The following is a 25,917-nucleotide window of genomic DNA, read 5'->3' as shown; positions in this document are numbered from 1 at the left end:
CGTATATCCCTGCCTAAATCGCAGTTATTAGCTTTGTACTACTGTAACATTTATTCCAGATGACTACGATTGATTTGTAAGGTAATCTGCCTATATAAAAAAAGTTTCAGAGAATAACTACTATTCTCCGAAACTTTTTTACAAGTCATATTTTAGGCATCTGCTGATACCCAAAAATCAAGTTAGAAACATATTTTCGAGTATCAGCCATAAATACATGTAGTTTTTCAGGCGTTTCTTTCTCTTTTTCAAAAACAACCATTGCTCCATCTAAATTATCTTTTAAACCCAGTATGACATATCCTTTTTTTAACAAATCGTCAATTGTCTCTCTTTCTTTAGCAAATTCTTCATACTCTGACAAAAAGGAACACCCCCTTCATTAGCAATACATTTACACGGTTAATTTATCACTATTATTCGTCAACATATCACCGTAGCGTGCCCGTTTTAAATAGTTTCCTGCCCCTAGCTTTCCGACAAACTGTTTGTCTCGAATAACGAATTCACCACGCGAGAATACGGTAACAGGTTCTCCTGTTATTTCCATCCCTTCAAATGCATTATAATCTACAGCCATATGATGCGTATCAACAGAGATAGTTCTTTCTACATTTGGATCAAAAATAACAATATCAGCATCACTGCCAACAGCGATTGTTCCTTTTTTAGGATATAAACCAAATAGTTTTGCACTTCGAGTCGAGGTAATATCAACAAATTGATTTAATGTAATCCGGCCTTTTTTCACTCCTTCTGAAAACAAAATACTAAATCGATCCTCAATCATCGGACCTCCATTTGGTATTTTCGTGAAATCATCGATACCTAAATCCTTTTGCCCTTTAAAGTCAAATGAGCATTGATCTGAACCTATCGTTTGTAAATATCCATTCTTTAAAGCCATCCATAATTTCTCTTGATTCCACTTTTCCCTAAGCGGCGGTGACCACACATATTTAGCACCTTCAAAATTAGGTTTCTCCATATAAGATTGATCAAGAACTAAATATTGTGGACAAGTTTCTCCCCAGACATCATAACCTTTTTCACGGGCTGCTTTAATTTTCTGTGCGCTCTCATCGCAAGATACGTGAACCACATATAACTGTGAATTAGCTAAACCCGTTAACTCAGTTGCTCTACTGGTTGCTTCACCTTCCGCTTCAGGCGGACGTGTTAAAGCGTGATAGATGGGATCTGTGTTACCAGCTTCTAATGCTTCATTGACCAAATAATCAATCACATCACCATTTTCAGCGTGAACCATAACAAGTGCTCCAAGTTCTTTTGCCGTTTTCAATGTTTGGAATAATGTACCGTCATCTGCTTGAAACACATTTTTATAGGCCATAAATACTTTAAATGAAGTAATCCCCTCATCTTCTAGAATAGATGGTAACTCATTTAGTACATTCTCATTAATCTCGCTAATCATTAAATGAAACCCATAATCAATAACAGCCTTGTCTTTTGATTTAGCATGCCATTCTTTAATAGGATTTTTTAACGTTTCCCCTTTTCTCGTAATACAGAAGTCAATCAGTGACGTAGTTCCACCGAAAGCTGCTGCAATCGTACCCGTTTCAAAATCATCTTTACTCACTGTTCCACCAAATGGCATTTCTAAATGCGTATGCGGATCAATTCCACCAGGAAAAACATAACAACCTGAAGCGTCAACTATTTCAGCACCTTCTATAGCCAACCCTTGACCAATTAAAGCAATTTGTTCATCCTCAATTAATAAATCAGCTTGATACGTATCTGATGCCGTAACAATTGTTCCATTTTTGATTATTTTTTGAGTCATTATTATCCTCCTTATTTTTAAGCAACATTGCGATTGATTTTACGAACGTGATAGATAATGATAACGCGACATACCGCTTTGGAAATATACTTCGCTTTCCGTGGGCACGACTTCAGCTAACTTCGTAAAGTAAAGATCACTTTACAAAGTGGATCTTCAGCCCGTGCTGTTCCCACAGGAGTCTACGTACATTTCCGACGCTAGTATTAAGCGGCATTCTTTTGTATAATCATTTTTTCGTAATAGTTGGTAGCTATTGTAAGCCTGCGATTTGTTGTTCCCACGGAAAGCGGACTTTTTTAGAGACTGTTAAGTAATATAAGAGATGTTATTCAAACACTTAAAGCTGTCGTTTCGCACTTGTTTTTTGGCGAGAAAGTTGAATACATTATTTAATTAAGTTAGCGTTACTACCTATTGTTCCAGTGACAGCCTCTCTTTGATTCCATGTCATTGGTGGGAATTCGGTATCAACTTCAACCATACTAATCACTCCATCAACCGGACAAACAATTTGACAAAGATTACAGCCTACACAATCTTCTTCACGCACTTGAAGTATGTCTCTTCCACCCCCATCCTTTAACATATCTATACATTGATGTGACGTATCTTCACAAGCAATATAACACTTATTGCAATTAATACATGTGTCATTATCAATCTGTGCTACCACTTTATAGTTAAGATCTAAATCTCCCCAATTAGAGTATTTCGGTACCGTTTGACCGACAATATCCATCACAGAGTCTATACCTTTATTATCTAAATAATTGTCTAATCCATCAATCATGTCTTCTACAATTCTAAAACCATGATGCATTGCTGCCGTACAAATTTGGACACTTGTAGAGCCCATCAGCATAAATTCCACCGTATCCTGCCAATTAGAAATACCACCTATTCCAGAAATCGGAATGCCTATTTTTTCATTCCTGGCACACTCGCCCACCATATTCAAGGCGATTGGTTTAACTGCTGGACCACAATATCCACCATGTGCTCCTTTGTTACCGACATGAGGAATCGTATTCCACGTATCAATATCAACACCAGCTAAACTATTGATCGTATTAATCATACTGATAGAATCTGCCCCACCACGAACAGCCGCTTCTGCAGTTACTGTAATATCTGTTATATTTGGAGTTAGCTTAACAATTACTGGTTTTGTTGTAGCTTCTTTTGCCCAATATGTTTGTTTTTCTACTAATTCTGGTACTTGACCAGATGCGGCTCCCATTCCACGTTCCGCCATACCATGCGGACAGCCAAAATTCAATTCATAGCCATCAACACCAACATCCTCTAAACGTTTCATTATTTCATGCCATTTTTCTCTTTGTGGTTCAACCATCACAGAAGCTATAATTGCATGATCCGGATATTTTTTCTTTGTTTCATAAATTTCTTTTAAATTTATTTCCAACGGACGATCAGTGATTAATTCAATATTATTAAATCCTGCAACGCGTTGACCATTAAAACCAATAGCCGCAAAACGAGATGACGTATTAATTACTGGATCACCTAACGTCTTCCAAACAGCACCACCCCATCCAGCTTCAAATGCTCGTTGAACTTGGTAACCAGTATTTGTTGGCGGACCAGATGCCAACCAAAATGGGTTCGGTGATTTAATACCAGCCATATTGATACTTAAGTCTGCCATATATTGGCCTCCTATTTTTGTAGTATTTGCTTTTACGAAGCTGTTCCTTCAGCAAAACCAAACAGCTCTCGATGCAGTGCATAGGCCACTTGCTTACCTTGCTCTGCTGCCGAAACTACCATCGCTTCTCCTTGACCTTTACCAAAAATAACATCTCCACAAGCAAAAACTTTTGTGTTTGAAGTTTGATACGTTTCTTCATTTATTGTTACGACACCATCATCATGCTGTAAGCCAAATCCTTCTATTAAATTTGTGTACCTTGACTGTCCAATTGCTTTAATCACATAATCTACTTCTAATGTAAATATTGAATCTTCTACCGCTACTGGTCTACGTCTTCCATCCTTATCAGGATTTCCTAGTTCCATCTTTATGCACTCTATGGCTTTTACTTTTCCATTTTCATCACTAATGACTTTGGTTGGTTGCGTTAACCAATTAAATTCAATTCCATCCTGTTTTGCAAACTCGTATTCAAAGTCATAGGCCGTCATCTCATCAGCTGTTCTACGATACAATATCTTCACATTTTCTGCACCGAGACGCACAGAACAAGTAGCCCCGTCAATTGCTGTATTACCAGCCCCAATTACTACCACCTTTTTACCAATCATTTCATCCGTAATGGGCGGTGTTTTCGTACTTTTAACAAACTCAATTGCATCCAGAACACCGTCAAGATCTTCCCCCTCCATACCTAAATCAGGTACGCTTGACATTCCGATAGCAAGTACTGCTTTGTCGTAACGATCTAATAGTTCACTTGTTGGAATATCTTTTCCTATCGTCGTGTTCGTCCTTATCTCTACACCCAGACTTTCTATTTGTTCCACTTCCCATAAAGCCACGTCCTGTGGTAAACGGAAAGATACAATACCATAACTATTTAAACCTCCCGCACGTTCCTCTGCTTCAAAAATAGTAACCTTATATCCTAGCAATGCTAATTCTCTAGCAGCTGATAATCCACCTGGACCACCACCTACAATTGCCACTGTTTTTCCATTAGACTTACCTGCTTTAAATAAGACTTGTTCATTTTTAATTGCCCAATCTGTCGCATAACGTTGGAGATCACCAATCATGATTGGTGTTGTTTCTTCATTTAAAACGCACGCACCTTCACAAAGCTCTTCTGTAGGACAAACTCTTGCACAACTAGCACCTACTGGGTTTGAAGTCATAATCTTAATAGCTGAACCCTTCATATTACCACTAGCAATCTTTTTAATGAAAGAAGGGATATCAATACTTGTTGGACACGCTTTTATACAAGGTGCATCATAACAATATAAACAGCGATTAGATTCATCCATTGCCTTCTGACTTGTTAAACCGGCATTTGCTTCTTTAAAGTTACCTATTAAATCTTCAGGTGTCGTATGCATCAAATTCGATCTACCCCTTTCTAATATTATGTTAATCACTCGTAATAAAGTAAAACTTCAATTAGTAGGAATCTTTATTTTTCTTATGGAAGCAACGCAGTCATTTCATCGTATGTTTCTGGTCTACGGTCACGATAGAATTGCCATGTATCTCTCACTTCACGTATCAACTTTTTATCCACATCGCCGATTATTACTTCATCTTGATCACGGCTACCTGTAGCAACGAAACTACCTCTTGGATCAACTAAATAACTTTGACCATAAAATTCACCCATATTCCAAGGTCCTTCAAAACCAACCCTATTAATCGCAGCTAAGTAATAGCCATTAGCAACGGCGTGTGCTGGTTGCTCAAGCTTCCATAAATACTCTGATAAACCTGCAGTTGTCGCAGACGGATTAAATACAATCTCAGCGCCATTTAGTCCTAGCAATCTAGCACCTTCTGGGAAGTGACGATCATAACAAATATACACACCGACTTTTCCAAAAGCAGTATCAAAAACAGGATAGCCTAAGTTACCTGGTTTAAAATAAAACTTCTCCCAGAAGCCACACCCTTCTTTTTCTACTCCTACATGAGGGATATGCTGTTTACGATATTTACCTAAGTAACTACCATCTGCATCAATCACAGCAGCAGTATTATAATAAGTAGCAATTCCTTCTCTTTCGTAAATAGGTAATACAATAACAATACCAAGTTCTTTAGCTATATCTTGAAATAACTTTGTTGTTGGTCCATTTGGAATTTCTTCAGCAGCGTCATACCATTTTGTATTTTGTTCAGTACAAAAGTATGGACCATAAAAGATTTCTTGAAGGCATACGATTTGAGCACCTTTTTCCTTTGCCTCTCGCACAAGTTTAATATGTTTTTCGATTGCAGCTTCTTTATGAACCGCAACAGGTTCATTTCCATCCACATCATTTTTCGCTTGAATTAAACCAATCGTAATTTTATCAGTCATTTAAACCCCTCCTTATACAATTAGAAAGCTACTTAAATCTGAATTTTTAGATAATTAATACTAGGATTACTTCCTGAATGGTACTTTTAGGAAGAGCCCTCCTTTTACTATATTAACTATAATTACAATTATACAATTAAAAGCGAAGTATTCATTTATACAACATGTAAAACAAAACGCTAGTCAATTACGCACTATGTAAAAAGACTTTGTTAGGTTCTCTTACATCAAACACGCCTTATCTAATTATTTAATTTAAAAGAAATATATATAGAAGAAATGAAATCTAAATACATTCAATTAAAGACATTTGATAAAGTGAAACAATTTTAGACTACTCTTTTAACACTTTGTCTAATGTTATAGAAGGAAGAAACCTTTAACATGTAAAGAAACATAACATGCGTTTTAATTTGACACCTTTTTTGCTAAATAATCTTACAATTAAGTATTATTAAGGGCATGATATTTTCAGGAAGGGGAGATTTCAATGGTAATAGCTGCAAACACTCCAGAAATTCAGTTAGATCACGTTAGCATGCTTTACAAAACGGATACCTCGGAAATTTTGGCATTGCAAGATGTTACTGTGGATATAAAACAAGGAGAATTTGTATCTTTGCTCGGTCCTTCAGGTTGTGGAAAAACGACTTTACTCCGAATTATGGCAGATCTAATTCAACCAACCAAAGGAGAAATAAAAATAGCAGGAGAATCAGCACGTGCAGCAAGATTAGCACAAAAGTATGGGATCGTATTCCAAAGTCCGGTCCTTTACGATTGGAGAAAGGTTAAACAAAATATTAATCTACCATTAGAAATGATGGGGATAAAAAGAGCAGAGCGCGAAGCTAGAGTCCATGCATTACTCGAATTAGTTGGATTAGAAGATTTCAAAGACAAGTATCCTTGGCAATTAAGTGGTGGCATGCAGCAGCGTGTAGCCATTGCTCGAGCTTTAGCAATTGAACCTGAAATATTACTTATGGATGAACCATTTTCAGCGCTAGATGAATTTACACGTGAACATCTAAATGAAGAACTTTTATCAATCTGGAGCAAAGTTAAAAGTACAGTCGTTTTTGTTACCCATAGCATACCTGAATCCATTTTCTTATCAGATAGAGTATTTGTATTGTCCCCACATCCAGGTAGGTTATCTTCCATTGTAGATATTCCTTTGCCTAGACCGCGCACACAAGAAATGAGGAATAGTCCAGAATTTTTCCAACTCATATCAGATATTCGTAATAGCTTTGAAGGAGTGTAATCCAATGAACATGCACACTATCTTAAAAAGCCGGTGGTTCCCTACTTTTATATGGCTAATTGGATTCCTTGTGATATGGGAATTCGGTTCTTGGCTTTTGTTGCATATGACAGAAACAACTATGGCTCAGTCTAAAATCCCATATCTTCATGAAATTGTCTACACGTTCACACAATACGGAAGCACGCTTTACACTGAAGGAACTGCTACTTTTTCCAACGCAGCAATAGGATTTATATTAGGGGCAATTTTAGGTATTCTTTTAGCAGTGCTTATGAGTGTTTCAAAATGGATTGAACAATTAACATTTCCTTATGCAATCGCATCGCAAATGATTCCAATTTTAGGTCTAGCACCAATCGTATACGGTATTATTCGAGATGAACAAATGGCGCGTATTCTAATTGCTGGTTATATTACTTTTTTTCCTGTAGCACTAAACATGTTGAGAGGCCTTAGAAGTGTAGATCCATCCGCTCTTGAACTCATGCACTCTCTTGCAGCTAAACCTTGGATGGTTTATTGGAAGTTACGCTTTCCAGCTTCGATACCTGGGTTATTCAGTGGATTAAAAATAGCAGCACCACTTGCAGTAACAGGTGCAATTTTAGTTGAATTAATGGGTGCACAAAACGGTCTTGGTGTCATTATGCTACGTAATCTTTATTACGGTCCGACACATAATTATATGTTTTGGTCAACTGTTATTGTCGGTGCGTTACTAGGACTCATTAGTTATTTACTAATTAGTTTAATTGAACGTATTATAGCACCATGGCAACCAGATTTCCGATCTGGAGGTGATGCTTAGATGGAGAATAAAGCAATGGCTAATACAGAAAACAGACAGCCCAAAGTAACAGTCCATTCAAAAACGAAAACTTCAAGACTGAAAAAACCTAAAAAAAACATAGAATTTAAAAAACTGTTTCTACCTTTAATAGCCGGCATTGTTATGGCATTGTTATGGGAGTTCCAAGTTTTTCATCGAATTTTAAGTTTAGAAACATACCAACTACCTATACCTTCAACAATAATGGAAGCATTAATCGAAAATTACTCCCTTCTTTTTTCCTATGCAGGTTATACCATGACAGAGGCTGTATTAGGCATGATAGTAGGATCTTCATTAGGGTTTATTATAGCTCTAGTTGCAACCGCATGGCCTAGATGGGGAAAAGGTGGCCTCATGCTGATTGCATCCTTAAACGCCGTACCTATAGTTGCTTTGGCACCTATTATGAATCTATGGTTTGGTTCAGGTATGGGGTCAAGAATTGCGATTGTTACTATCATGACAATGGCCGCAATGGCGATAAATGCACATAAAGGAATGCGGATGGTTAACCCTTTAGCGCTTGATTTAATGCATTCTTATGCAGCGAATAAAAACCAGGTATTTCGATATTTACGTATAACAAATAGTTTACCTTTTGTTTTCACAGCTCTAAAAATAAATACAACCGCAAGTATGATAGGTGCTATTGTTGGAGAATTTTTCTTTTCCTCACAGGGGCTTGGTTATCTATTGTCCAACTCTATAAAAGTGGCAAAAATGCCTTTAGGATGGGCTTGTATTATTGTAGCAGCTATTGCTGGTGTTATTTTCTATTTAATTGTCGAAAGAATGGAAAAGACCTTTCTAAAATGGCACACTTCTCAACGCGCATAGTTAGCCAGGCTATTTTATTCCATTCAACCGTCCGAATTATACCTATTCGGCTGATCACATATAGTAACACCTAATTTATACGGAACAAAATTGAATGAGGGGGAAAATTATGATTAGAAAAGCGAAAATAAACCGCAGCTTTGTCGTGTTTTTTGTTTCTGTCATGTTACTGTTTGTCTTAGCAGCTTGTGGAGAAGATAATTCTGCTTCTAGTGATTCCGATGATGGGTTGGTTCCTGTGAAACTACAATTAAAATGGGTACCACAAGCACAATTCGCTGGTTACTTTATGGCGCTTGAAGAGGGCTACTTTGAGGATGAAGGTTTAGCTGTTGAAATAGTAGCAGGTGGACCAGATATTGTACCAGAACAACAAGTAGCAAATGGTGCTGCAGATATCGGCATCGGTTGGGTAGCAAGTTTACTACCTCACCAAGAAGAAGGATTACCACTTGTTCAAATTTCTCAAGTATACCAAAAAAGTGGTTTATTATTAGTTTCAAAAACTGAAGCTGGCATTTCATCACCCGAGGACTTGGCCGGTAAGAATGTAGGTAACTGGATGGGAGGAAATGAATTTGAAGTACTAGCTTTATTTGATAAATATGGTTTAGATCCTAATGCAGATTTATCATTTGTCAAACAAGGTTTTACGATGGACCAGTTCTTATCTGGAGAAATTGATGCTGCGTCAGTAATGACATATAACGAATATCAAGTAGTACTTGCAGAAGGCATACCTGAGAGTGATTTAAACGTGATCGATATGAACGATGAAGGAGTTGCAATGTTAGAAGATAACTTATTTGCTAACACTGAGTGGTTAGAAGAAAATAAAGAAACTGCAGCTAAATTTGTTAGAGCATCCTTAAAAGGTTGGGAAGCTGCCATTGAAGACCCTGAAGCAGCTGTAGATAGCGTGATGGCAGAGGCTGAAGAAGGAAGCACATCAAGAGACCACCAATTAAAAATGATGGAGGAAGTTGCAAAATTAATTCTACCTGAAGGTTTTGATCCAGCAAACATAGGTCAAATTGATGATGCCATGTTTAAGCAAACAGCAGACATCGCACTTGAATATGGTGTTATTGAAGAACCCGCAGACTTAGATACAGCTTATACCCATGAGATTATGGAAATGGTTAATGAATAATCAATACGTTCTATTAGTAAAAGCCTTAATCCGATTGATAGTGGATTAAGGCTTTTTTCTTTTCATTTAAAACTTAACAAAGCTTTAACACTAACTTAACCAAAGTTACTCCATTTTGCGTTACAGTAAATGTAGAAACAACATTCTAATAAAGGAGGAGAATCAATGATTAGTTTAAAAGAAGAGTATTTAACTGATAACAACACTAGTACAAAGGATTTAAAAAGTATGGAAATACTAAAATACACTGGTGCTTTTCAACCGTTTTTAACAATTGATGTGTTAAACAGGTTAGGTGCACCTAAAAATCTAATAACTATCGCTCTATCACTATTAGAGGAAAACATGACATTTGGATTTATTTCAAAAAAAAGTAATGAGATAGCCAATTTATTAGAGTCCAAGTCAAAGGCTAAATACGTAGAGTTATATAACGCAGACACTATTTTTGTTTCTGATGGATTAAATGCGATTGAGATAAACGAAATTATTACCTCTGCATTTCCTGAAGAACGCTCTATGTTAACTAAACAGACTACTTTTGTGATAGCTGTTAAGCGTTTAGGTAAGGATCTTTGTAGTAGTGGGTTACGATTATTCATTGATCACCAAGATAAACAGGACTTTACTATCTGTGATGTCGAAGGATTGCCGTTCGGATGGATTGCAGAACGTCAATTAATTAATAATCAATTTCCAAATGAGATGTCTTTAATTTTAATCGATCAATTTAACAAATATATCTATATTCCAAGTCATGCATTAATTGAAGTTGAATGTTTTTAAATATAAGTATTTCAATAAGATTTAAAATAAATAAGCCTCACCCTTTTTCACTCCTCTATCTTATACCCCATAATTAAATTAAAGGACATTTTTTGCAAAGATTGTTGATTTTCAATACACACATACTTGAAAGAAACAGCGACTTAGTGAGACTTCCTTATCCGCTACGTCAGTAAATGGATTCCCTTTCCGTGGGCACAGTCTCAGCTAACTCGGATAAGCAAAAGTCGCTTTCCGAGTGGATCTTCAACTTGTGGGATTGCGATTACTCATCCCATCGAAAACATTTGCTGTTCCCACAGGAGTGTCATCCATTTGCTTCCTTCGCTAGAAAGAACTTAAATTCCGAAAAAGTCTGTAATTGTTGATATTGTAACTTCATCAATAAACACATTATTACCGACCAGTGATGAAAATCCACTACGACTCCTGCGGGAAGCGTAGTGGATTTTCAGAGCGTGGTAATTGTATAAGTTATGTCGCAGTTGATGGTAATACCGACGGAAGGAACGCTATGTCGGAGTTTATAAAATTCATTCATAAACAACAACCTTTTAGAAAAATATTAAATAAAATAAAAAAACAGAAAAAATCCGCTCAATTATTCATGTGACGGATCTTTGTTTTATTATTTTTAACATACTTAACTTAATAGTTTATATAATTCTATGATACAATAATTTTAGAACATGAAGATGGAGAGGTGTTAAAATGAAAAGTAAAAAGTCACCAATAAAAATTGTAATGATTATCTCTTTAATTATTGTTGCACTAATTGTAGCCTTAGTGGTTCTAATTAACAATAACAACTCTGAATCAAATACAGAAACCTCTGATGGACAACCTTCTATTGAGGGACAACCTACAATGGGTGAATCAGATGCACCTGTTACAGTTGTAGAGTTTGGAGATTTTAAATGCCCTGCTTGTAAAGTATGGGGAGAAAATATACTTCCACAACTAGTAAGTGATTATGTTGATACGGGTGATGTTGAATTTTCTTTTATTAACGTTTTGTTTCACGGTGAAGAGTCTCAATTAGCTTCCTTGGCAGCAGAGTCCGTTTATAATCAAAATCCTGATGCTTACTGGGATTATCATGAAGCAATTTTCGAAGCGCAACCTAGTGATAGTCAAGAATGGGTTACCAAGAGTAAAATGCTTGAACTAGCTTCTAGTGTATCAAACATCGATACAGAACAATTAGAAACCGCTATTGATGATAACACACAAATTGACGAAGTAAATAAGGATACAGATATAGTAAATGCATTTGATATCCAACAGACTCCTACCATTATGATTAATGGAATAGTTATTGAAGACCCCTTTAATTATGAATCAATCCAAAATGCGATAGATAGCGCATTGGAGGCTAGCTAAAATATGACCAAGTTTGAGTGGAAACAATTTTATCTCTACTTTGCATGGATCGTTTCTGTAATCGCAACGCTTGGAAGTCTTTATTTTAGTGAAATACGTGGTTTTACTCCTTGTGAGTTATGCTGGTACCAACGGATACTTATGTACCCATTGACAATTATTCTTGGTATCAGTGCATTTAACAATGATTTGATCATAAAAAAATACGTTCTTCCATTAGCTAGCATTGGCTGGTTAATTTCTCTTTATCACTACCTTAAGCAGAAAGTACCTGGTTTTGCTGACATAAAACCATGTGTAAATGGCGTTTCATGTAATAATTCTTATATTGACTGGTATGGATTTATCACTATCCCATTACTAGCATTTACAGCGTTTACGCTAATAATAATTATTATGCTTCTTATAAAGATTCCAAAAAAATAAATAAGTTGTAATAGAAAAGGTGCAATTCTCATGGGATTTGCACCTTTTCTATTACAACTTATTTAAAAAGTCGGAGTCCTTAATTAAGGTTTGATTAGTAAACTATATTCCCTAGACTCTGTTACTATCATTAGCTTCTTCCACTTTTTCCTTTAATTTTATTCTTATTCTCTCTACTGTTTTAATCTTTCTTAACGTAATAAGAGAAAGAATAGATACGACTACATATTGAGAAAATGTCATTTCTGAATTTTGGTTTATAATTTTATCCAAGATTACGCCTCCTATAAACGAACATGCTCATATCTAATTTACTCCATTTCAAATACTTTATTATTAGTATACATTATAGTTCTCCTTCCACTTAATACAGTAATTTTACAGCTAGTTACATTTTGTATTATATGTTAAAGTAAATCAATTATTTTTGTAAAGAATTGAGTTAGGGGTTCTTTAGTGCTATGTTTATTAATTCATCCAATTGTTTAGATATTCTTAATACCTCAGCCCCATCTGGGTCTTTTGAATAAGCTTCATACATCGCTAACCTTAATTCTTCAATATGTGTATCAATTGTTAAATGCTTGCTCACATTTACACTACCCTTGTAATATAGTTATTATTACTTAAACCTTAATAAGGGTAATTTAACAACATTATCTTAAATTGACCTTAAAATACAAAAATAAACTTACTAGATTAGCCTAAAGAATGGTTATACTACTTCTTTTACTTGTAAGCACATTCTTAACATTTTCGTATGATGGCCATAAAGATTATCATCAAATTCATGCAAGACATTAAATCCTTTTGCTTTATAAAAGTTTATTCCTGGAAGGTTTTCTTTTTCTACATCTAAAAAGATTTTCTCTGTAGTTTTCGATTTATTAATACCTTTATTTAATAGAGCAGTTCCCAACCCTCTAGCTTGAAGATCCGGATGAATATAAATAGCTCCAAGTTCAACTTCTCCTTTTTCTTTTAAAGAATAAAAATTAGCAAATCCTAAAATTAAATCACCGCTTGTCGCTATATATAAATCTGATTGTTTTAATCTCTTAATCATCGATTCATCACTATATGCTGCACCCAAAAATTTATCTTGAATAACAAATGGGATTATCCCTTCATATGTAGCATGCCAAGTTAGTTTTGCGATATTTTGAACTTGTTTTATATCCTTTTCTTCCATAATCCTAATTATAAAATCCATTTATCAAAACCTCCTATAAAAAGCGCGATTTATACTATTTAAAATTTAACTATTTTCTACTATTCTTTTCACTTTTAAGTGCATATCTAATTCCTTTACCAGCAAGAGGTTCATCTTTATATCTTGGTAAAACATGAAAGTGAGAATGAAAAATATGTTGCCCTCCAACTTCTCCACAGTTCCAACCCAAATTATAGCCTTCGGGATGATGTTTTTTATCTATGTATTTTTTCACTTCCTGAAGTAGATTATATGTCGCCTCCCACTCATTGGGTGTTAAATCAAATGCTGTTTCTCTATGTTCTTTTGGTATAATTATTCCAGCACCTTCAAGCAAACTACCTTTTAATTGCACTTGCTCTAACTGCAAAAACACACAGTATTCATTACTGAGAACAACTTTTTGATTTGAATCTAAATCCGGATTACAAAACACACAATTTTTCATAACAAAGCTCCTTCTTTCTACTTTTCTAAAAATATTTTTATAGAAAAGCAAGACAATTAAGATACTATTACTAGGTTACACGATTCCGACACTTTAATCATCCTTACCGTAATATAACATAGTAATATATTGAAAATGAACGTGTAAGTTCCAATAGTAAGCCAACAATGCTATGAACGCTTTAATAAACACCTATTCAAATGAGAGACTGCATCAAGTAAAACACAGCCTCTCATTCCTCTTAACTATACAATTAGTAATATTTAGTAAGCCATACTCTTATCATGATAGTACTTGAATTCTAATAAGTTATTAGCAGGATCAATCAAAAAGAACGTCATATGTTCTTCTTGTTTACCTTTAAATCTAACCATTTCTGCTTTGAAAAAAGGAAGCTTTTCTTCCTTTGCAAATTCTAATGCTTCATCATATTCATCCTTATCCAAGAAAGTAATTCCAAAATGACGAGGATACATTTTAGGCTTTTCATCAACATCATTTGGACTTAAGTGACATACGATCTGATCCCCAAAAAAGTCAAAGGTTACGCGATCATCATACCTTCTGGCAAGCTTACAACCCAATTTTTCATAGAAAACTACTGTTTCATCTAATTCCTTACATGGAATTGCTAAATGAAACACTTTATTTGTACTTCGCATCATATCCACCTCACTGCATGTGATTTTTCCACCTTATTTAACATTCAAGGTTAAATGTATCAGACCGCAAACCCAATCTTAACGTTTCTAAGGAGACAACATCTGATAAAGCAATATTGGCAAGATTAACATTCGTACCTGCCTGTTGAATAAAAAAAGCCTGCATTTTTTTATTTGGTGCTTCAAAAATTAATTTCTCGAGAGGGATACCAGAATCAATTATTTGATCAAAAATATCAACTCGAATATCTCCATCTTCCTTACATATTCCACTAGTGCCACTTTCTCTTGCTTCTGTAATAACCTTTGTTGCACCAGCCTCTATTTCTTCTTGAATATATTCTAGCCATTCAGAAGAATCCTGCTCATTAGATGCCAAAGCGCCTTTATTACCAACCTCACCAAAGACTGTAAATTCATTTGAGAATTCTTTAATAAACGTAGCTTTTAATTTATTGGATATATCGATGGTTCCATTAGATATCTCCACATAGTTGCAAGCAAATTTTCGACAATAGTTATAATACTCCTCAACTTTACCCTGGCTAAGAAACTTTTCGAATAATGTACCACCGAAGAAAAACTCAATGCCATATTCTTTTAAATAATCAATTTTCTCTTCTATAAAACTTGTTACTAGAGATGTACCCCAACCAAATTTGATAAAATCGATATAAGTTTTTGAACTATTGATCGTATCCATAAATAGGTTTAAAGGTGTTCCATTGTCAATTAAGATTGTTAAGCCATCTACTCTTGGTTTTATAGCCCTTGATGGTAGAATTAATTTCATTTCTGTCATACATTAACCCTCTCAATCACTGGTATTTCACTAGACTTATTTATTTTCATGACAAAGTTCGTATTTAACTCTTTTATACAATAAAGAATATCTTCAAAATTAAACGCTACGTTGCCTTCATCAAGAAACCTTTCTGCTACATGAGAATGTATAATTCTCTCCTTGACCTCTTTATTCGACATAGAATTAGACCCATCTAATATACTTTTTATATATGTAGCACAAGCAAGATCATCATCCCCATTTGGATGGGAAGCAATGATATTTATAACCTTTATTTTGTTAGTTATTAATTTATTTTTTATAAATTCTGCTGTTTTTTTCGCATTAGTAAATCCAGTTACAAATATATGCTCGGATGACAAACAATTTAACGTAACTTTTACACCGTTCGTTGTCTTTTGAATAAGCGTCTTTCTTACAAGGTTCTTTTGTTTTATATTATATGGCGAGTTATCTAAATCAAATCCTTTAATAGCTAGACCATCAATTTCTCCCGTCAACAGATAATCTGTATGCTCATTCTTTATCTGAAATGCTTGTTCTACTTTCTCAGCAAGATATATACGATTTGCCCCTTGAAGAAAAGCATAATGAGCTACTGTAAATGCTCGAATTACATCAATCACAATCGTAATACTTGCGACAGTTGGTGGTGCTGTTGCCCCTTGATAAATGTATATCTGCATCATCTTTCTCCTAACTTGTAAGGAGTCTCTTCATACTTGGAAGAAGTTAGTACCCCCTCTCCTTAATTACCCATCTGACATATCCAAAGTATATTCGCCTATTTCATATACGTTACAATTTTATCAGCCTTAAAGAAATTTAGTGGGATAGGTAAACTTCAATTTGTTGAGGATTTTTGCTCTTGATAGTGAATCAATCGGGGGTATTAGCGTTCATGTTTGTCTATATCTTATTTCACTGTCTTAATATGATAAATGAAATAATAATGCTTATAAAATGCGATTAGTACTAGCAAAATTTTAAGCCATAGAAATTCAACAATAAATATGGAAATTAAGATCATCGAATCAGCTAGTATATTAATCCAAATCTTTTGTTTTATTGTAAGTGATCGATCTCTCAGGAATGGTTCCACTTGTTTTTTATACAGTGGTGTTCCTTTAAACCAAGTATCTAATCTTTCTGAACCTCTAAAAAAACAGATAGATGCTAAGATTAAGAACGGAATACTAGGTAATAACGGTAAAATAACACCGAGGAAACCAATAGTCATAAATATAAATCCAAAGCAAATGTATATAACCTTTTTTATAACAATAAACATTTTATTACTCCCTGTTTTACCGTATTCTTTAACTTACCGTTTATTATAAACAATTTAATCATTAGTTTCCACAATTGATCAACTACACTTGCTTATATAAGTGTAGCTAAAAACTATCCAATAAATAAAAAAAGCCCTAACATCACAAATACTATTTTTGCGAGATCGGACATAAAATCTAATAAAAAACGCGAAACGATAAATTAATATCTTATCTCGCGTTTTTAAAATTATAAACTATTTAAGATTGTCTACTGCTGCTCTTTCAATTGCAAGACCATTCGTATAACGTTCCATAAATTTATCAAAGCCTTCTACATCTGTTGGATCTGGAGATACCGTACTCACTGCTTGATTCGCAAAGACTTTCTCATTTAAAAATTCGTCTAACGTTTCATTAGCATCTTTGTTTACCATATATGATGCAAGCAGGGCGATCCCCCATGCTCCACCTTCACCTGCCGTTTCCATAATAGAAACAGGAACATTAAATGCGGCCGCTAAGAAATTTTGACCTACACCTTCTGTTTTAAATATTCCACCGTGACCTAAAATTTCGTCCAGGTTTACTTTTTCTTCTTCAAGTAGAATATCCATCCCTACTTTCATTGCACCAAACGCTGTGAATAGCTGAACACGCATGAAATTAGCCAGATTAAAATTGCTATCGGATGAACGAACAAACAGCGGACGACCTTCTTCAAAATGCGTTATATGTTCGCCGGAGAGATACCCATATGATAATAATCCACCACCATCTGGATCTCCTTTTAACGCTTGCGTAAATAACGTTTCATATAACTTATTCGTATCAACTTCGATGCCCATTGCTTTTGAAAACTCTTCAAAGATTCCTACCCATGCGTTCAAGTCTGAAGAGCAATTGTTAGAATGAGCCATTGCTACCAAGTTACCGGTAGGCGTTGTTACCAGATCAATTTCAGGATGTACTTTAGACAAATCTTTTTCCAGAACCACCATTGCAAATGCAGAAGTACCAGCAGAAACATTACCAGTACGTTTTGCTACACTGTTTGTTGCAACCATACCAGTTCCTGCATCACCTTCTGGTGGACAAAGAGGAATACCAGCCTTCAACTCTCCAGTAGGATCAAGAAGTTTTACGCCTTCCTCTGTAAGAATTCCAGCATTCTCGCCCGCTAGCAATACTTCAGGAACAATTTCTTCAAATTTCCACGGTAAATTCTTCGGTGCAATCAATTCATTAAATTGATCAATCATTGTTTGATTATATTTCTTCGTATTCAAGTCAATTGGAAATAAACCAGAGGCTTCTCCAACTCCCAGAACTTTATTTCCAGTTAGTTTCCAATGAATGTAACCAGCAAGTGTTGTTTGGAAGCTAATATCGGCAACATGCTCTTCTTGATTTAAGATAGCTTGATACAGATGAGCAATACTCCATCTCTGTGGAATTTGATAATTAAACAGTTCTGTCAATTCACTCGAAGCTTGTTCAGTGAAGTTATTACGCCAAGTACGGAAAGGTACAAGAAGATCCCCTTCCTTATCGAAAGCCATATAACCATGCATCATAGCACTAAATCCGATTGCTCCCACAGTTTGTAAAGTAACACCATATTCTTGTTTTACATCTTCAGCCAATTTTTTATAGCTGTCTTGTAAACCCTTCCAAATATCTTCAATACTATAGGTCCACGTATTATTTACATAACTATTTTCCCAGTCATGGCTTCCAGATGCAATTGGAGCGTTATCTTCTCCAATTAGAACTGCTTTAATACGAGTTGAACCAAATTCAATACCAAGTACTGTTTTTCCCTTTTCAATCACATTTTTCAGATCACGTGTCATATTATTTTCCCCCAATTATAGATAAATAAATCGATAAGTCTATTATAAAAGAAATCAGTAACTATTACAATCCTAAATGTACGGACAACTTATTTTTGAATACGTTATCTTTTAATTGATAAACGTACAATTAATCTCAACTTATAAAATATGTAAAGTAAACGGATTACAAAAAAGTCCCAACTAATTGATAGGTTAGCGGGACTGGAATGACATATATTTTTATTTACTTATTTCTTTTCCTACGATATTACCTCTAGAGATCTTCAATTTCTTTCTTCTCTCTTTTATGAAATGTATTAATCCTTTAAAGAAATGCCCATTCACCATCATTAAGATACCATCTAACATCGGCATATTAACAACACCACCTGTTAATCTAGCAATTCCCCTAAACGGCATATAATAGATAGACATCATAATTAAATTAGCTGTATTTCTTTTCCCAGTTTTTCTTAAAAACCAATGTATAAACACAATCAAGTGATAGGTAATACGCCCAAACAACCCTTTTGCATACTGACATTGTTCAATAGTGTCCGTGTATCCTAGAGGCTTACTTCTGTCCCAAGTTGAAACAGGTACGTTACGTCCAAGTAGGTTTTCAAACTCATCTTTACTAACATTGTTTGCTTGACCTGAATAATAGGATGGTAATTTTTCTTTATCGTATGGTAAAGGTGCTTCTGTACCCTCTACAAAGATAGTATCCTTTAGCCGAATATCAGTGCTCGATGCACCAATCATTATTTCATAATCGGCTTCTTCGATTTCCCACTGATTCGTTTTAACATTAAAATAACGGAAAGTCTTATCATCAAAGGGAATTGCTACTGTCTTTGTTTCACCAGCATTAATAAATATTTTATCAAACCCTTTTAATTCCTTTTTAGCACGAAAAATAACTTGAGATTTACACCCAACATATAATTGGGCAATTTCCATTCCTGCTATGTCGCCCGTATTAGTTAATTTAAATGTTACTCCATCTTTATCGATACGAATATCAGAATAATCAAAGGTGGTATAGCTAAGACCAAAACCAAATGGGAAGAGAACATCCACATCTGCTGAATCATAATAACGATAGCCAATGTACATGGCTTCTCTATATTCGACACTCGCTTCGTTATCTAGAAAATTATGATAGGACGGCGTATCCTCATACTTAAGTGGATAAGACTCGGCCAGTTTACCTGATGGATTCACATCTCCTGATAGAACTCTAAGAATAGCCCTTGCTCCTGCTTGTCCGCCTAAATATCCATGTAAAACACACTTCACCTTATCAATCCAAGGCATTTCAACAGCTGATCCACAAGAAAGAATTGCAACAATATTTGGATTAACTTCATATAGTGCATGTAATAAATCGACCTGATTATCTGGCAAATTCATATTAGGCCTGTCTAAACCTTCAGCTTCGCTAGCTTCATCAAGGCCTACATATAAAAACACTACATCTGCTTCTTTAGCCAATGTACAAGCCTTATTTATTTTATCTATACTTTTTTTTCCATAACGTTCAAAACCCTGTTCAAAGCCTATACTAACGATTCCAGATTCCTCAAAACAATCCATCGTATGATCAAGTATCGTTGGATTTACAATCGATGACCCAGCACCTTGATATCGCGCATCTTTAGCAAAATCACCAATAACAGCAACCTTTTTCCCGAATTTAAGCGGTAACATGTTATCTTCATTTTTTAGAAGGACAATCGACTCCTCCGCCACCTTCTGAGCGACTCTATGATGTTTTTCTACATCAAATTCCTGCTTATAAGACTTCTCAAAAACTTCATTAGTAGAAAAGATAAGTTCTAGTAACCTATCTACACACACATCTAATACTTTTTCTTCGATCTTGCCTGTTTTAATCGCATCAATAATCTCTTTATCGGTTTCTCCTGCTGTTGTTGGCATTTCTAGTTCATTTCCAGCCAAAAGTCCGGCTATACGATCGTTGCTTCCACCCCAGTCCGTGACCACAACACCATTGAAACCCCATTCTCCCCTTAGAATATTGTTCATCAAATGTTGGTTTTCATTTGTATAATCACCGTTAACCTTATTATAAGAAGACATAATCGTCTTCGTTTTACCTTCCTTTACTGCTATTTCAAAAGCAGTTAGGTAAATTTCTCTTAGCGTTCTTTCATCTACTATCGTATCAATTGACATACGTCTTTCTTCCTGATTATTAACTGCAAAATGCTTTACGCACGCAGAAACACCATGAGACTGAATGCCCCTAATGTAGCTGGCAGCCATTTTACCTGCATGATAAGGGTCCTCACCAAAATACTCGAAATTTCGTCCGCATAAGGGGTTTCTTTTCATATTAATTCCTGGTCCAAGTAAGACATTTACTTTTTGCGTTATGGCTTCTTCCCCAAGATAATCTCCAACCTTTTCTCCCAGTTCAGCATTCCAACTGTTAGCAACAGTTGCAGCAGTTGGATAGCAAGTCGCAGGTATACCAGTATTTAAACCTAATTGGTCTGCAGCTATCTCTTGTCTTCTAATACCATGTGGTCCGTCAGCAAGAAACATGCTATGAATATCAAAACGTTCTATATCTTGTGTTTGCCAGAAGTCCTTTCCCGACATCATAGACGCTTTTTCTTCTAGTGTCATTTGATCAATTATGTCTTTATACTTCATCTTAATTCCTCATTTAAATTTTCAGTGGCACTCCTTCAAGAGATACTGCCGAAACATTATTTGTATTATGATTCAATATTTAACTTAATACTATAAAAGTATTTTACTATAGAATCCATATATTTTCTAATACTTCTTACTCAAGAAAAATTATGATATTACTAGTAATCTAGAACAAGGAATTGTAAAATATTCCAGTAAAAAATAATGAGGACATCAAAATGATGTCCTCATTATTCATATCTTTAATTTTCAAGATGTGATGTATATATTGTAGATCTTCCTACAATTCTTTAGTTAATTAAAACCTACTAACCTTTGTGATATCTTATATGCCCCTACAGAAATACGACGTCCTGCACGACCTGGTAAATTAATCAACCCGCCCATAATCCCGTATTTAAGACTATGGTACAAATGAATATCTTTATCTTTAATATACTTCCATAGTTCTTTTTTCTTTTTCAAGTTTTCTGCTGATCCTGAACGAATTAATAAAATTGCAGATACTATTGTAACAATTTCCAAATGTCTAAGCATATAATGCTGGAGCATTGGATTTCTAATATTCTTTAACTCTACTTGATCTATCATGAGTTTATTGACTTTAATCTGTTGATCAATTCTTTTTATCATAATATTTTCTTGAATCGACTGGTCTTCCCTGCCGATAAAATATCTATAAAAATCGACATTGACATAGAAGATTTTTTTAACGTGCTCAAGCGGTCGATAAACATACAAGTTATCAACATAAAAAGTATGTTTCGGTAGCTCTAATCCGCACTCTCTAAGTAAATTCGTTCTATATATAACAGAATGCATCAAAATATACTGCCCTTTACGAAATGGCTTTATATCACTCCAGGTAAAAACTATTCCTTCTGGAAGGACGTTATCATATTTCATGATCTTTTTATACCTTGCACCTTCTTTTTCATAGACGAAATTACTAATCATCATATCAACGTATGTTTCTTCTACAAAAAGATCATTTAAAGATTCTAATATTTTAAGATATGCCCTTATGTCTACCCAATCATCACTATCTACTACTTTAAAATATAATCCCGTAGCATTTCGGATGCCTGCATTAACAGCTTCTCCGTGCCCACCATTTTCTTGATGAATTGTTTTTATGATAGTCGGGTACTTATTTGCGTACTCATCTGCTATTTCTCCAGTTCGATCAACGGAGCCATCATTAACTATCAGTAACTCTACGTTTTCCCCTCCAGGTAGGAGGGATTCTATGCAATATCTCATATAATCTTGTGAATTATAGCAGGGTATAACTACTGATAATATTTTCATACTCACACTACCTTTACTTCGCCTTTGTTTCTGGCTCTTGTTTGAAAATAATTTTAAATATCGGGAAGAATACCCAGAAGGCAATTGCACTGTTTATGATCATTGTAATAACATCTGCTGTTGTTTCACCTGCAGCACCAAAACCCCACGTGTTCATTAATAAATTATAAATAGGAGCTTTATAAATTCCCTGAGCTGCAGCTGCACCAATTGTTATAATAATGTAGGCAATTAAATACCAAGAGAATGCCTTCCAAATATTAGAGTTTGATTTAAACGTGATGCTTCTTTGGGCAAAGAAATTAATAATCTGCGCAATAGCAATTGTTATTTGGACTGCAAGAAAGTAAGCAAGACCCCCACCACCACCTGCTGAGAGAGCTCCAGCAGCATAATCAAATACATAGTAATCACTACCATCAAAGGTTTGCCCAACCTGTAATACTTGAAAACTAGTACTTACTAATGATGTTTGGGCAAAGATACTCTTAAAGACAGGCATTAAAATAAGTTGTAGCGCGGTCACTCCATTACTTAGCAGAAAGAACACTAAAAATTGTGCAATGTTAGGATGATTTTCCTTGTATCTCTTCCAAAACCCAATTAGTCCTTTTTTATTCTTTTTATCTTCCACTCTTTCACTCTTCATTTTACCTCTCCTTTGCCGCCAGCGCCAACATTTTTTTAACTTAAGCGACTTTTTAACATTATCTTTCTTTCATTTAACAAATGTTTCAATCCCTTAAAGAATTGACCGTTTACTATCATTAAAATGCCATCCAACATCTGCATGTTGATAATGCCACCTGTCATTCTAGCGATTCCTCTAAAGGGCATATGATAGATTGACATCATGATAAGATTTGCAGTACTTCTTTTTCCTATTTTTCTAAGGAACCAATGGGAAAATGTTATGGAGTGAAATACAAACCTAGCGAATAAACCTTTTGCATATTGACACTGTGCAATCGAATCATTATATCCAAGTGGTTTTGTTCGATCCCATGTAGAGACAGGTACTTTTCGTCCAAGAAGCGTCTCAAACTCATCAATATTTACGTTGTTTACTTTTCCAGAGTAATAGGAAGGAAGCTTTTCTTTATCGTATGGACTTGGTGCACTTGTGCCTTCAACAAAAAGACTTGCCTCTAATTTAATATCCGCACTTGATGCACCAACCTTGATTACATAATCCGCTGTTTCTATTTCCCACTGATTCGTTTTTGCATTGAAATAACGAAAAGTCTTGTCATCAAAAGGGATCGTTACAAACTTTGATTCTCCAGCTTCTATAAATACCTTAACAAAGCCCTTTAGTTCCTTTTCTGGTCTGAAAATTTCATCTGATTTACATCCTACATATAGTTGTGCGCTTTCCATTCCCGCACTATTTCCTGTATTTGTTATTTTAAATGTAACACCTTGTTTATCTACTTGAATATCTGTGTAGTCAAATGTCGTATAACTAAGTCCATAACCAAAAGGAAAAAGAACATTTACTTTTGCTGTATCATAATAACGATAACCTATAAACATTCCTTCTCTATATTCAACACTAACTTCCTTACCAGGGAAATGGTGATAAGCAGGTGTATCCTCATAACGAATTGGGTATGTTTCTGCTAATTTTCCTGAAGGATTAACATCACCTGTTAAAACCCTAAGAATTGCCCTTGGCCCTGCTTGACCACTTAAATAACCATGTAATAAGCCTTTCACTTTATCTATCCACGGCATTTCTACTGCAGCACCGCTAGAAATAATCGCCACAATATTCGGGTTAACTTCGTGCAAAGCATTTAATAGCTCTATTTGGTTTTCAGGAATTTTCATGTTTTGTCTATCTAATCCTTCAGCTTCGGTAGCCTCATCCAAACCAATATATAAAAGAACAACATCTGCGTTTTTTGCAAGCGCACATGCTTTATCTATTTTTTTCTTACTTTTCTTTCCATAGCGTTCAAATCCAGGTTCATAACCAATATTAATAATTCCTGATTCCTCTAAACAATCTAACGTATTATCTAAAATTGTTGGATTAACAACCGATGATCCGGCACCTTGATAACGAGCTTCTTTTGCAAAGTCACCAATAGTAGCAACTTTAACACTGTTCTTAAGCGGTAAGATATTATTTTCATTTTTAAGAAGGACGATTGACTCTTCTGCAACTTCCTGCGCTACTTTATGATGTTCTTTAACATCAAACTCTTTTTTATAAGGCTTCTCATATACTTCCTCTGTTGTAAAAATCAGTTCAAGTATTCTGTCTACACATTCATCTAAAACTTCCTCTTTAATTTCCCCACTTTTAATTGCTTCAATAATTTCTTGATTCGTCTCACCAGCAGTCGTAGGCATTTCCAACTCATTTCCAGCTATAAGTCCTGCCACCCGGTCATTACTTCCGCCCCAATCAGTCACAACAACACCATCAAAGTTCCACTCATTACGTAAGATTTCTCTCATTAAATGAATGTTCTCATTGGTATAGGCACCATTTAACATGTTATAAGAAGACATAACCGTTTTTGTTTTACCTTCTTTAATAGCTATTTCAAATGCAGTTAAATAGATTTCCCTCAGTGTTCTTTCATCCACTATTGTATCAATAGACATCCGTCTTTCTTCCTGGTTATTCACGGCAAAGTGTTTCACACATGCAGAAATGCCATTTGATTGAATTCCTTTTATATAACTTGCAGCCATTTGGCCAGCATGATAAGGATCTTCACTAAAATATTCAAAGTTTCTTCCGCACAATGGATCTCTCTTCATATTAATACCAGGGCCCAGTAATACATTTACCTTTTGTGCTACTGCCTCTTTTCCAAGATACTGTCCAATTTTTTCTCCTAGTTCAGTATTCCAACTATTAGCTACTGTTGCTGCTGGCGGAAAACAAGTTGCCGGTATACTTTCATTCAGTCCAAGATGATCAGCTGCTTCCGCTTGTTTTCTTATACCATGCGGGCCATCAGCTAGAAAGATATTATTTATTCCAAGTCTTTCTATATCTTGCGTTTGCCAAAAATCTTTCCCTGACATTAATGAAGCTTTCTCTTCTAACGTCAATTTTTCAATTATCTCTCTATATTTAAACGTCTTTTTTTTAATTACATCCACATTTTTCATATGTCA

25 protein-coding genes are annotated in these 25,917 nt (G+C 35.1%); 7 read left to right on the top strand and 18 right to left on the bottom strand.

Features of this window, described 5'->3' with window-relative positions; genetic code table 11:
* Window positions 1–145: 145 nt before the first annotated feature.
* The 5 genes from DM447_RS03345 to DM447_RS03325 form a co-directional block, all read right to left on the bottom strand.
* The gene (locus tag DM447_RS03345) at window positions 146–364 is read right to left on the bottom strand and encodes a hypothetical protein (RefSeq protein WP_112179895.1); all 219 of its coding nucleotides are present in this window, start codon (window positions 362–364) and stop codon (window positions 146–148) included.
* 30 nt (window positions 365–394) lie between these two features.
* Window positions 395–1,813, bottom strand: a complete 1,419-nt coding sequence (gene hydA, locus DM447_RS03340) for a dihydropyrimidinase (RefSeq protein ID WP_112179894.1) — start codon at window positions 1,811–1,813, stop codon at window positions 395–397.
* A gap of 388 nt (window positions 1,814–2,201) precedes the next feature.
* A complete protein-coding gene (gene preA / locus DM447_RS03335; protein ID WP_112179893.1) occupies window positions 2,202–3,485 on the bottom strand; it encodes an NAD-dependent dihydropyrimidine dehydrogenase subunit PreA in 1,284 nt (427 codons plus the stop codon).
* A 32-nt stretch (window positions 3,486–3,517) separates the two neighbouring features.
* The gene (locus DM447_RS03330) at window positions 3,518–4,876 is read right to left on the bottom strand and encodes an NAD(P)-dependent oxidoreductase (RefSeq protein ID WP_112179892.1); all 1,359 of its coding nucleotides are present in this window, start codon (window positions 4,874–4,876) and stop codon (window positions 3,518–3,520) included.
* 83 nt (window positions 4,877–4,959) lie between these two features.
* The gene (locus tag DM447_RS03325; RefSeq protein WP_112179891.1) at window positions 4,960–5,850 is read right to left on the bottom strand and encodes a nitrilase-related carbon-nitrogen hydrolase; all 891 of its coding nucleotides are present in this window, start codon (window positions 5,848–5,850) and stop codon (window positions 4,960–4,962) included.
* A gap of 490 nt (window positions 5,851–6,340) precedes the next feature.
* Between DM447_RS03325 and DM447_RS03320 the strand changes: the two genes are divergently transcribed.
* From DM447_RS03320 to DM447_RS03290, 7 genes are all read left to right on the top strand, one after another.
* A complete protein-coding gene (locus DM447_RS03320) occupies window positions 6,341–7,120 on the top strand; it encodes an ABC transporter ATP-binding protein (protein WP_112179890.1) in 780 nt (259 codons plus the stop codon).
* A gap of 106 nt (window positions 7,121–7,226) precedes the next feature.
* Entirely contained in the window at window positions 7,227–7,931 is a 705-nt protein-coding gene (locus DM447_RS03315) for an ABC transporter permease (RefSeq protein WP_241964555.1), read from the top strand.
* Entirely contained in the window at window positions 7,932–8,792 is an 861-nt protein-coding gene (locus tag DM447_RS03310; protein ID WP_241964554.1) for an ABC transporter permease, read from the top strand.
* A gap of 109 nt (window positions 8,793–8,901) precedes the next feature.
* Window positions 8,902–9,945, top strand: coding sequence for an ABC transporter substrate-binding protein (locus DM447_RS03305; protein ID WP_112179889.1), 1,044 nt, complete (start codon window positions 8,902–8,904; stop codon window positions 9,943–9,945).
* A gap of 165 nt (window positions 9,946–10,110) precedes the next feature.
* On the top strand, window positions 10,111–10,731 hold the full coding sequence (locus DM447_RS03300; RefSeq protein ID WP_112179888.1) for a hypothetical protein: 621 nt from the start codon (window positions 10,111–10,113) through the stop codon (window positions 10,729–10,731).
* Window positions 10,732–11,442: 711 nt separating this feature from the next.
* Window positions 11,443–12,114, top strand: a complete 672-nt coding sequence (locus tag DM447_RS03295; protein WP_112179887.1) for a DsbA family protein — start codon at window positions 11,443–11,445, stop codon at window positions 12,112–12,114.
* A gap of 3 nt (window positions 12,115–12,117) precedes the next feature.
* The gene (locus DM447_RS03290; RefSeq protein WP_112179886.1) at window positions 12,118–12,540 is read left to right on the top strand and encodes a disulfide oxidoreductase; all 423 of its coding nucleotides are present in this window, start codon (window positions 12,118–12,120) and stop codon (window positions 12,538–12,540) included.
* 111 nt (window positions 12,541–12,651) lie between these two features.
* Here the strand turns inward: DM447_RS03290 and DM447_RS18230 are convergent, their stop codons facing one another.
* The 13 genes from DM447_RS18230 to DM447_RS03230 form a co-directional block, all read right to left on the bottom strand.
* Window positions 12,652–12,813, bottom strand: a complete 162-nt coding sequence (locus DM447_RS18230) for a hypothetical protein (RefSeq protein WP_157967342.1) — start codon at window positions 12,811–12,813, stop codon at window positions 12,652–12,654.
* Window positions 12,814–12,982: 169 nt separating this feature from the next.
* On the bottom strand, window positions 12,983–13,132 hold the full coding sequence (locus tag DM447_RS03285; protein ID WP_232824158.1) for an aspartyl-phosphate phosphatase Spo0E family protein: 150 nt from the start codon (window positions 13,130–13,132) through the stop codon (window positions 12,983–12,985).
* Between the two features lie 123 nt (window positions 13,133–13,255).
* Window positions 13,256–13,753 (bottom strand): GNAT family N-acetyltransferase, encoded by a 498-nt coding sequence (locus tag DM447_RS03280; protein ID WP_112179885.1) that lies wholly within the window; start codon window positions 13,751–13,753, stop codon window positions 13,256–13,258.
* A 49-nt stretch (window positions 13,754–13,802) separates the two neighbouring features.
* Window positions 13,803–14,201: an HIT family protein gene (locus DM447_RS03275; protein WP_112179884.1), complete on the bottom strand. Its 399-nt coding sequence runs from the start codon at window positions 14,199–14,201 to the stop codon at window positions 13,803–13,805.
* A gap of 263 nt (window positions 14,202–14,464) precedes the next feature.
* Complete coding sequence (locus tag DM447_RS03270) at window positions 14,465–14,863, bottom strand: VOC family protein (RefSeq protein WP_112179883.1); 399 nt, start codon at window positions 14,861–14,863, stop codon at window positions 14,465–14,467.
* A 37-nt stretch (window positions 14,864–14,900) separates the two neighbouring features.
* On the bottom strand, window positions 14,901–15,665 hold the full coding sequence (locus DM447_RS03265) for a phosphosulfolactate synthase (protein WP_112179882.1): 765 nt from the start codon (window positions 15,663–15,665) through the stop codon (window positions 14,901–14,903).
* Window positions 15,662–16,354 (bottom strand): 2-phosphosulfolactate phosphatase, encoded by a 693-nt coding sequence (locus DM447_RS03260; RefSeq protein WP_112179881.1) that lies wholly within the window; start codon window positions 16,352–16,354, stop codon window positions 15,662–15,664. Before DM447_RS03260 ends, DM447_RS03265 begins: the two co-directional genes overlap by 4 nt.
* Window positions 16,355–16,584: 230 nt before the next feature.
* Window positions 16,585–16,959, bottom strand: coding sequence for a YbaN family protein (locus DM447_RS03255; protein WP_112179880.1), 375 nt, complete (start codon window positions 16,957–16,959; stop codon window positions 16,585–16,587).
* Between the two features lie 237 nt (window positions 16,960–17,196).
* Window positions 17,197–18,795 (bottom strand): xylulokinase, encoded by a 1,599-nt coding sequence (locus tag DM447_RS03250; protein WP_112179879.1) that lies wholly within the window; start codon window positions 18,793–18,795, stop codon window positions 17,197–17,199.
* A 222-nt stretch (window positions 18,796–19,017) separates the two neighbouring features.
* Window positions 19,018–21,462: a glycoside hydrolase family 3 C-terminal domain-containing protein gene (locus DM447_RS03245; protein ID WP_112179878.1), complete on the bottom strand. Its 2,445-nt coding sequence runs from the start codon at window positions 21,460–21,462 to the stop codon at window positions 19,018–19,020.
* A gap of 297 nt (window positions 21,463–21,759) precedes the next feature.
* On the bottom strand, window positions 21,760–22,776 hold the full coding sequence (locus tag DM447_RS03240; protein ID WP_112179877.1) for a glycosyltransferase family 2 protein: 1,017 nt from the start codon (window positions 22,774–22,776) through the stop codon (window positions 21,760–21,762).
* Between the two features lie 13 nt (window positions 22,777–22,789).
* The gene (locus DM447_RS03235; RefSeq protein ID WP_112179876.1) at window positions 22,790–23,425 is read right to left on the bottom strand and encodes a hypothetical protein; all 636 of its coding nucleotides are present in this window, start codon (window positions 23,423–23,425) and stop codon (window positions 22,790–22,792) included.
* 35 nt (window positions 23,426–23,460) lie between these two features.
* A complete protein-coding gene (locus DM447_RS03230) occupies window positions 23,461–25,911 on the bottom strand; it encodes a beta-glucosidase family protein (protein ID WP_112179875.1) in 2,451 nt (816 codons plus the stop codon).
* Window positions 25,912–25,917: the final 6 nt, after the last annotated feature.

It is taken from the genome of Paraliobacillus zengyii, assembly GCF_003268595.1.
Taxonomy (GTDB): Bacteria; Bacillota; Bacilli; order Bacillales; family Amphibacillaceae; genus Paraliobacillus_A; species Paraliobacillus_A zengyii.
This window is presented reverse-complemented; position numbering and strand designations above follow the sequence as displayed.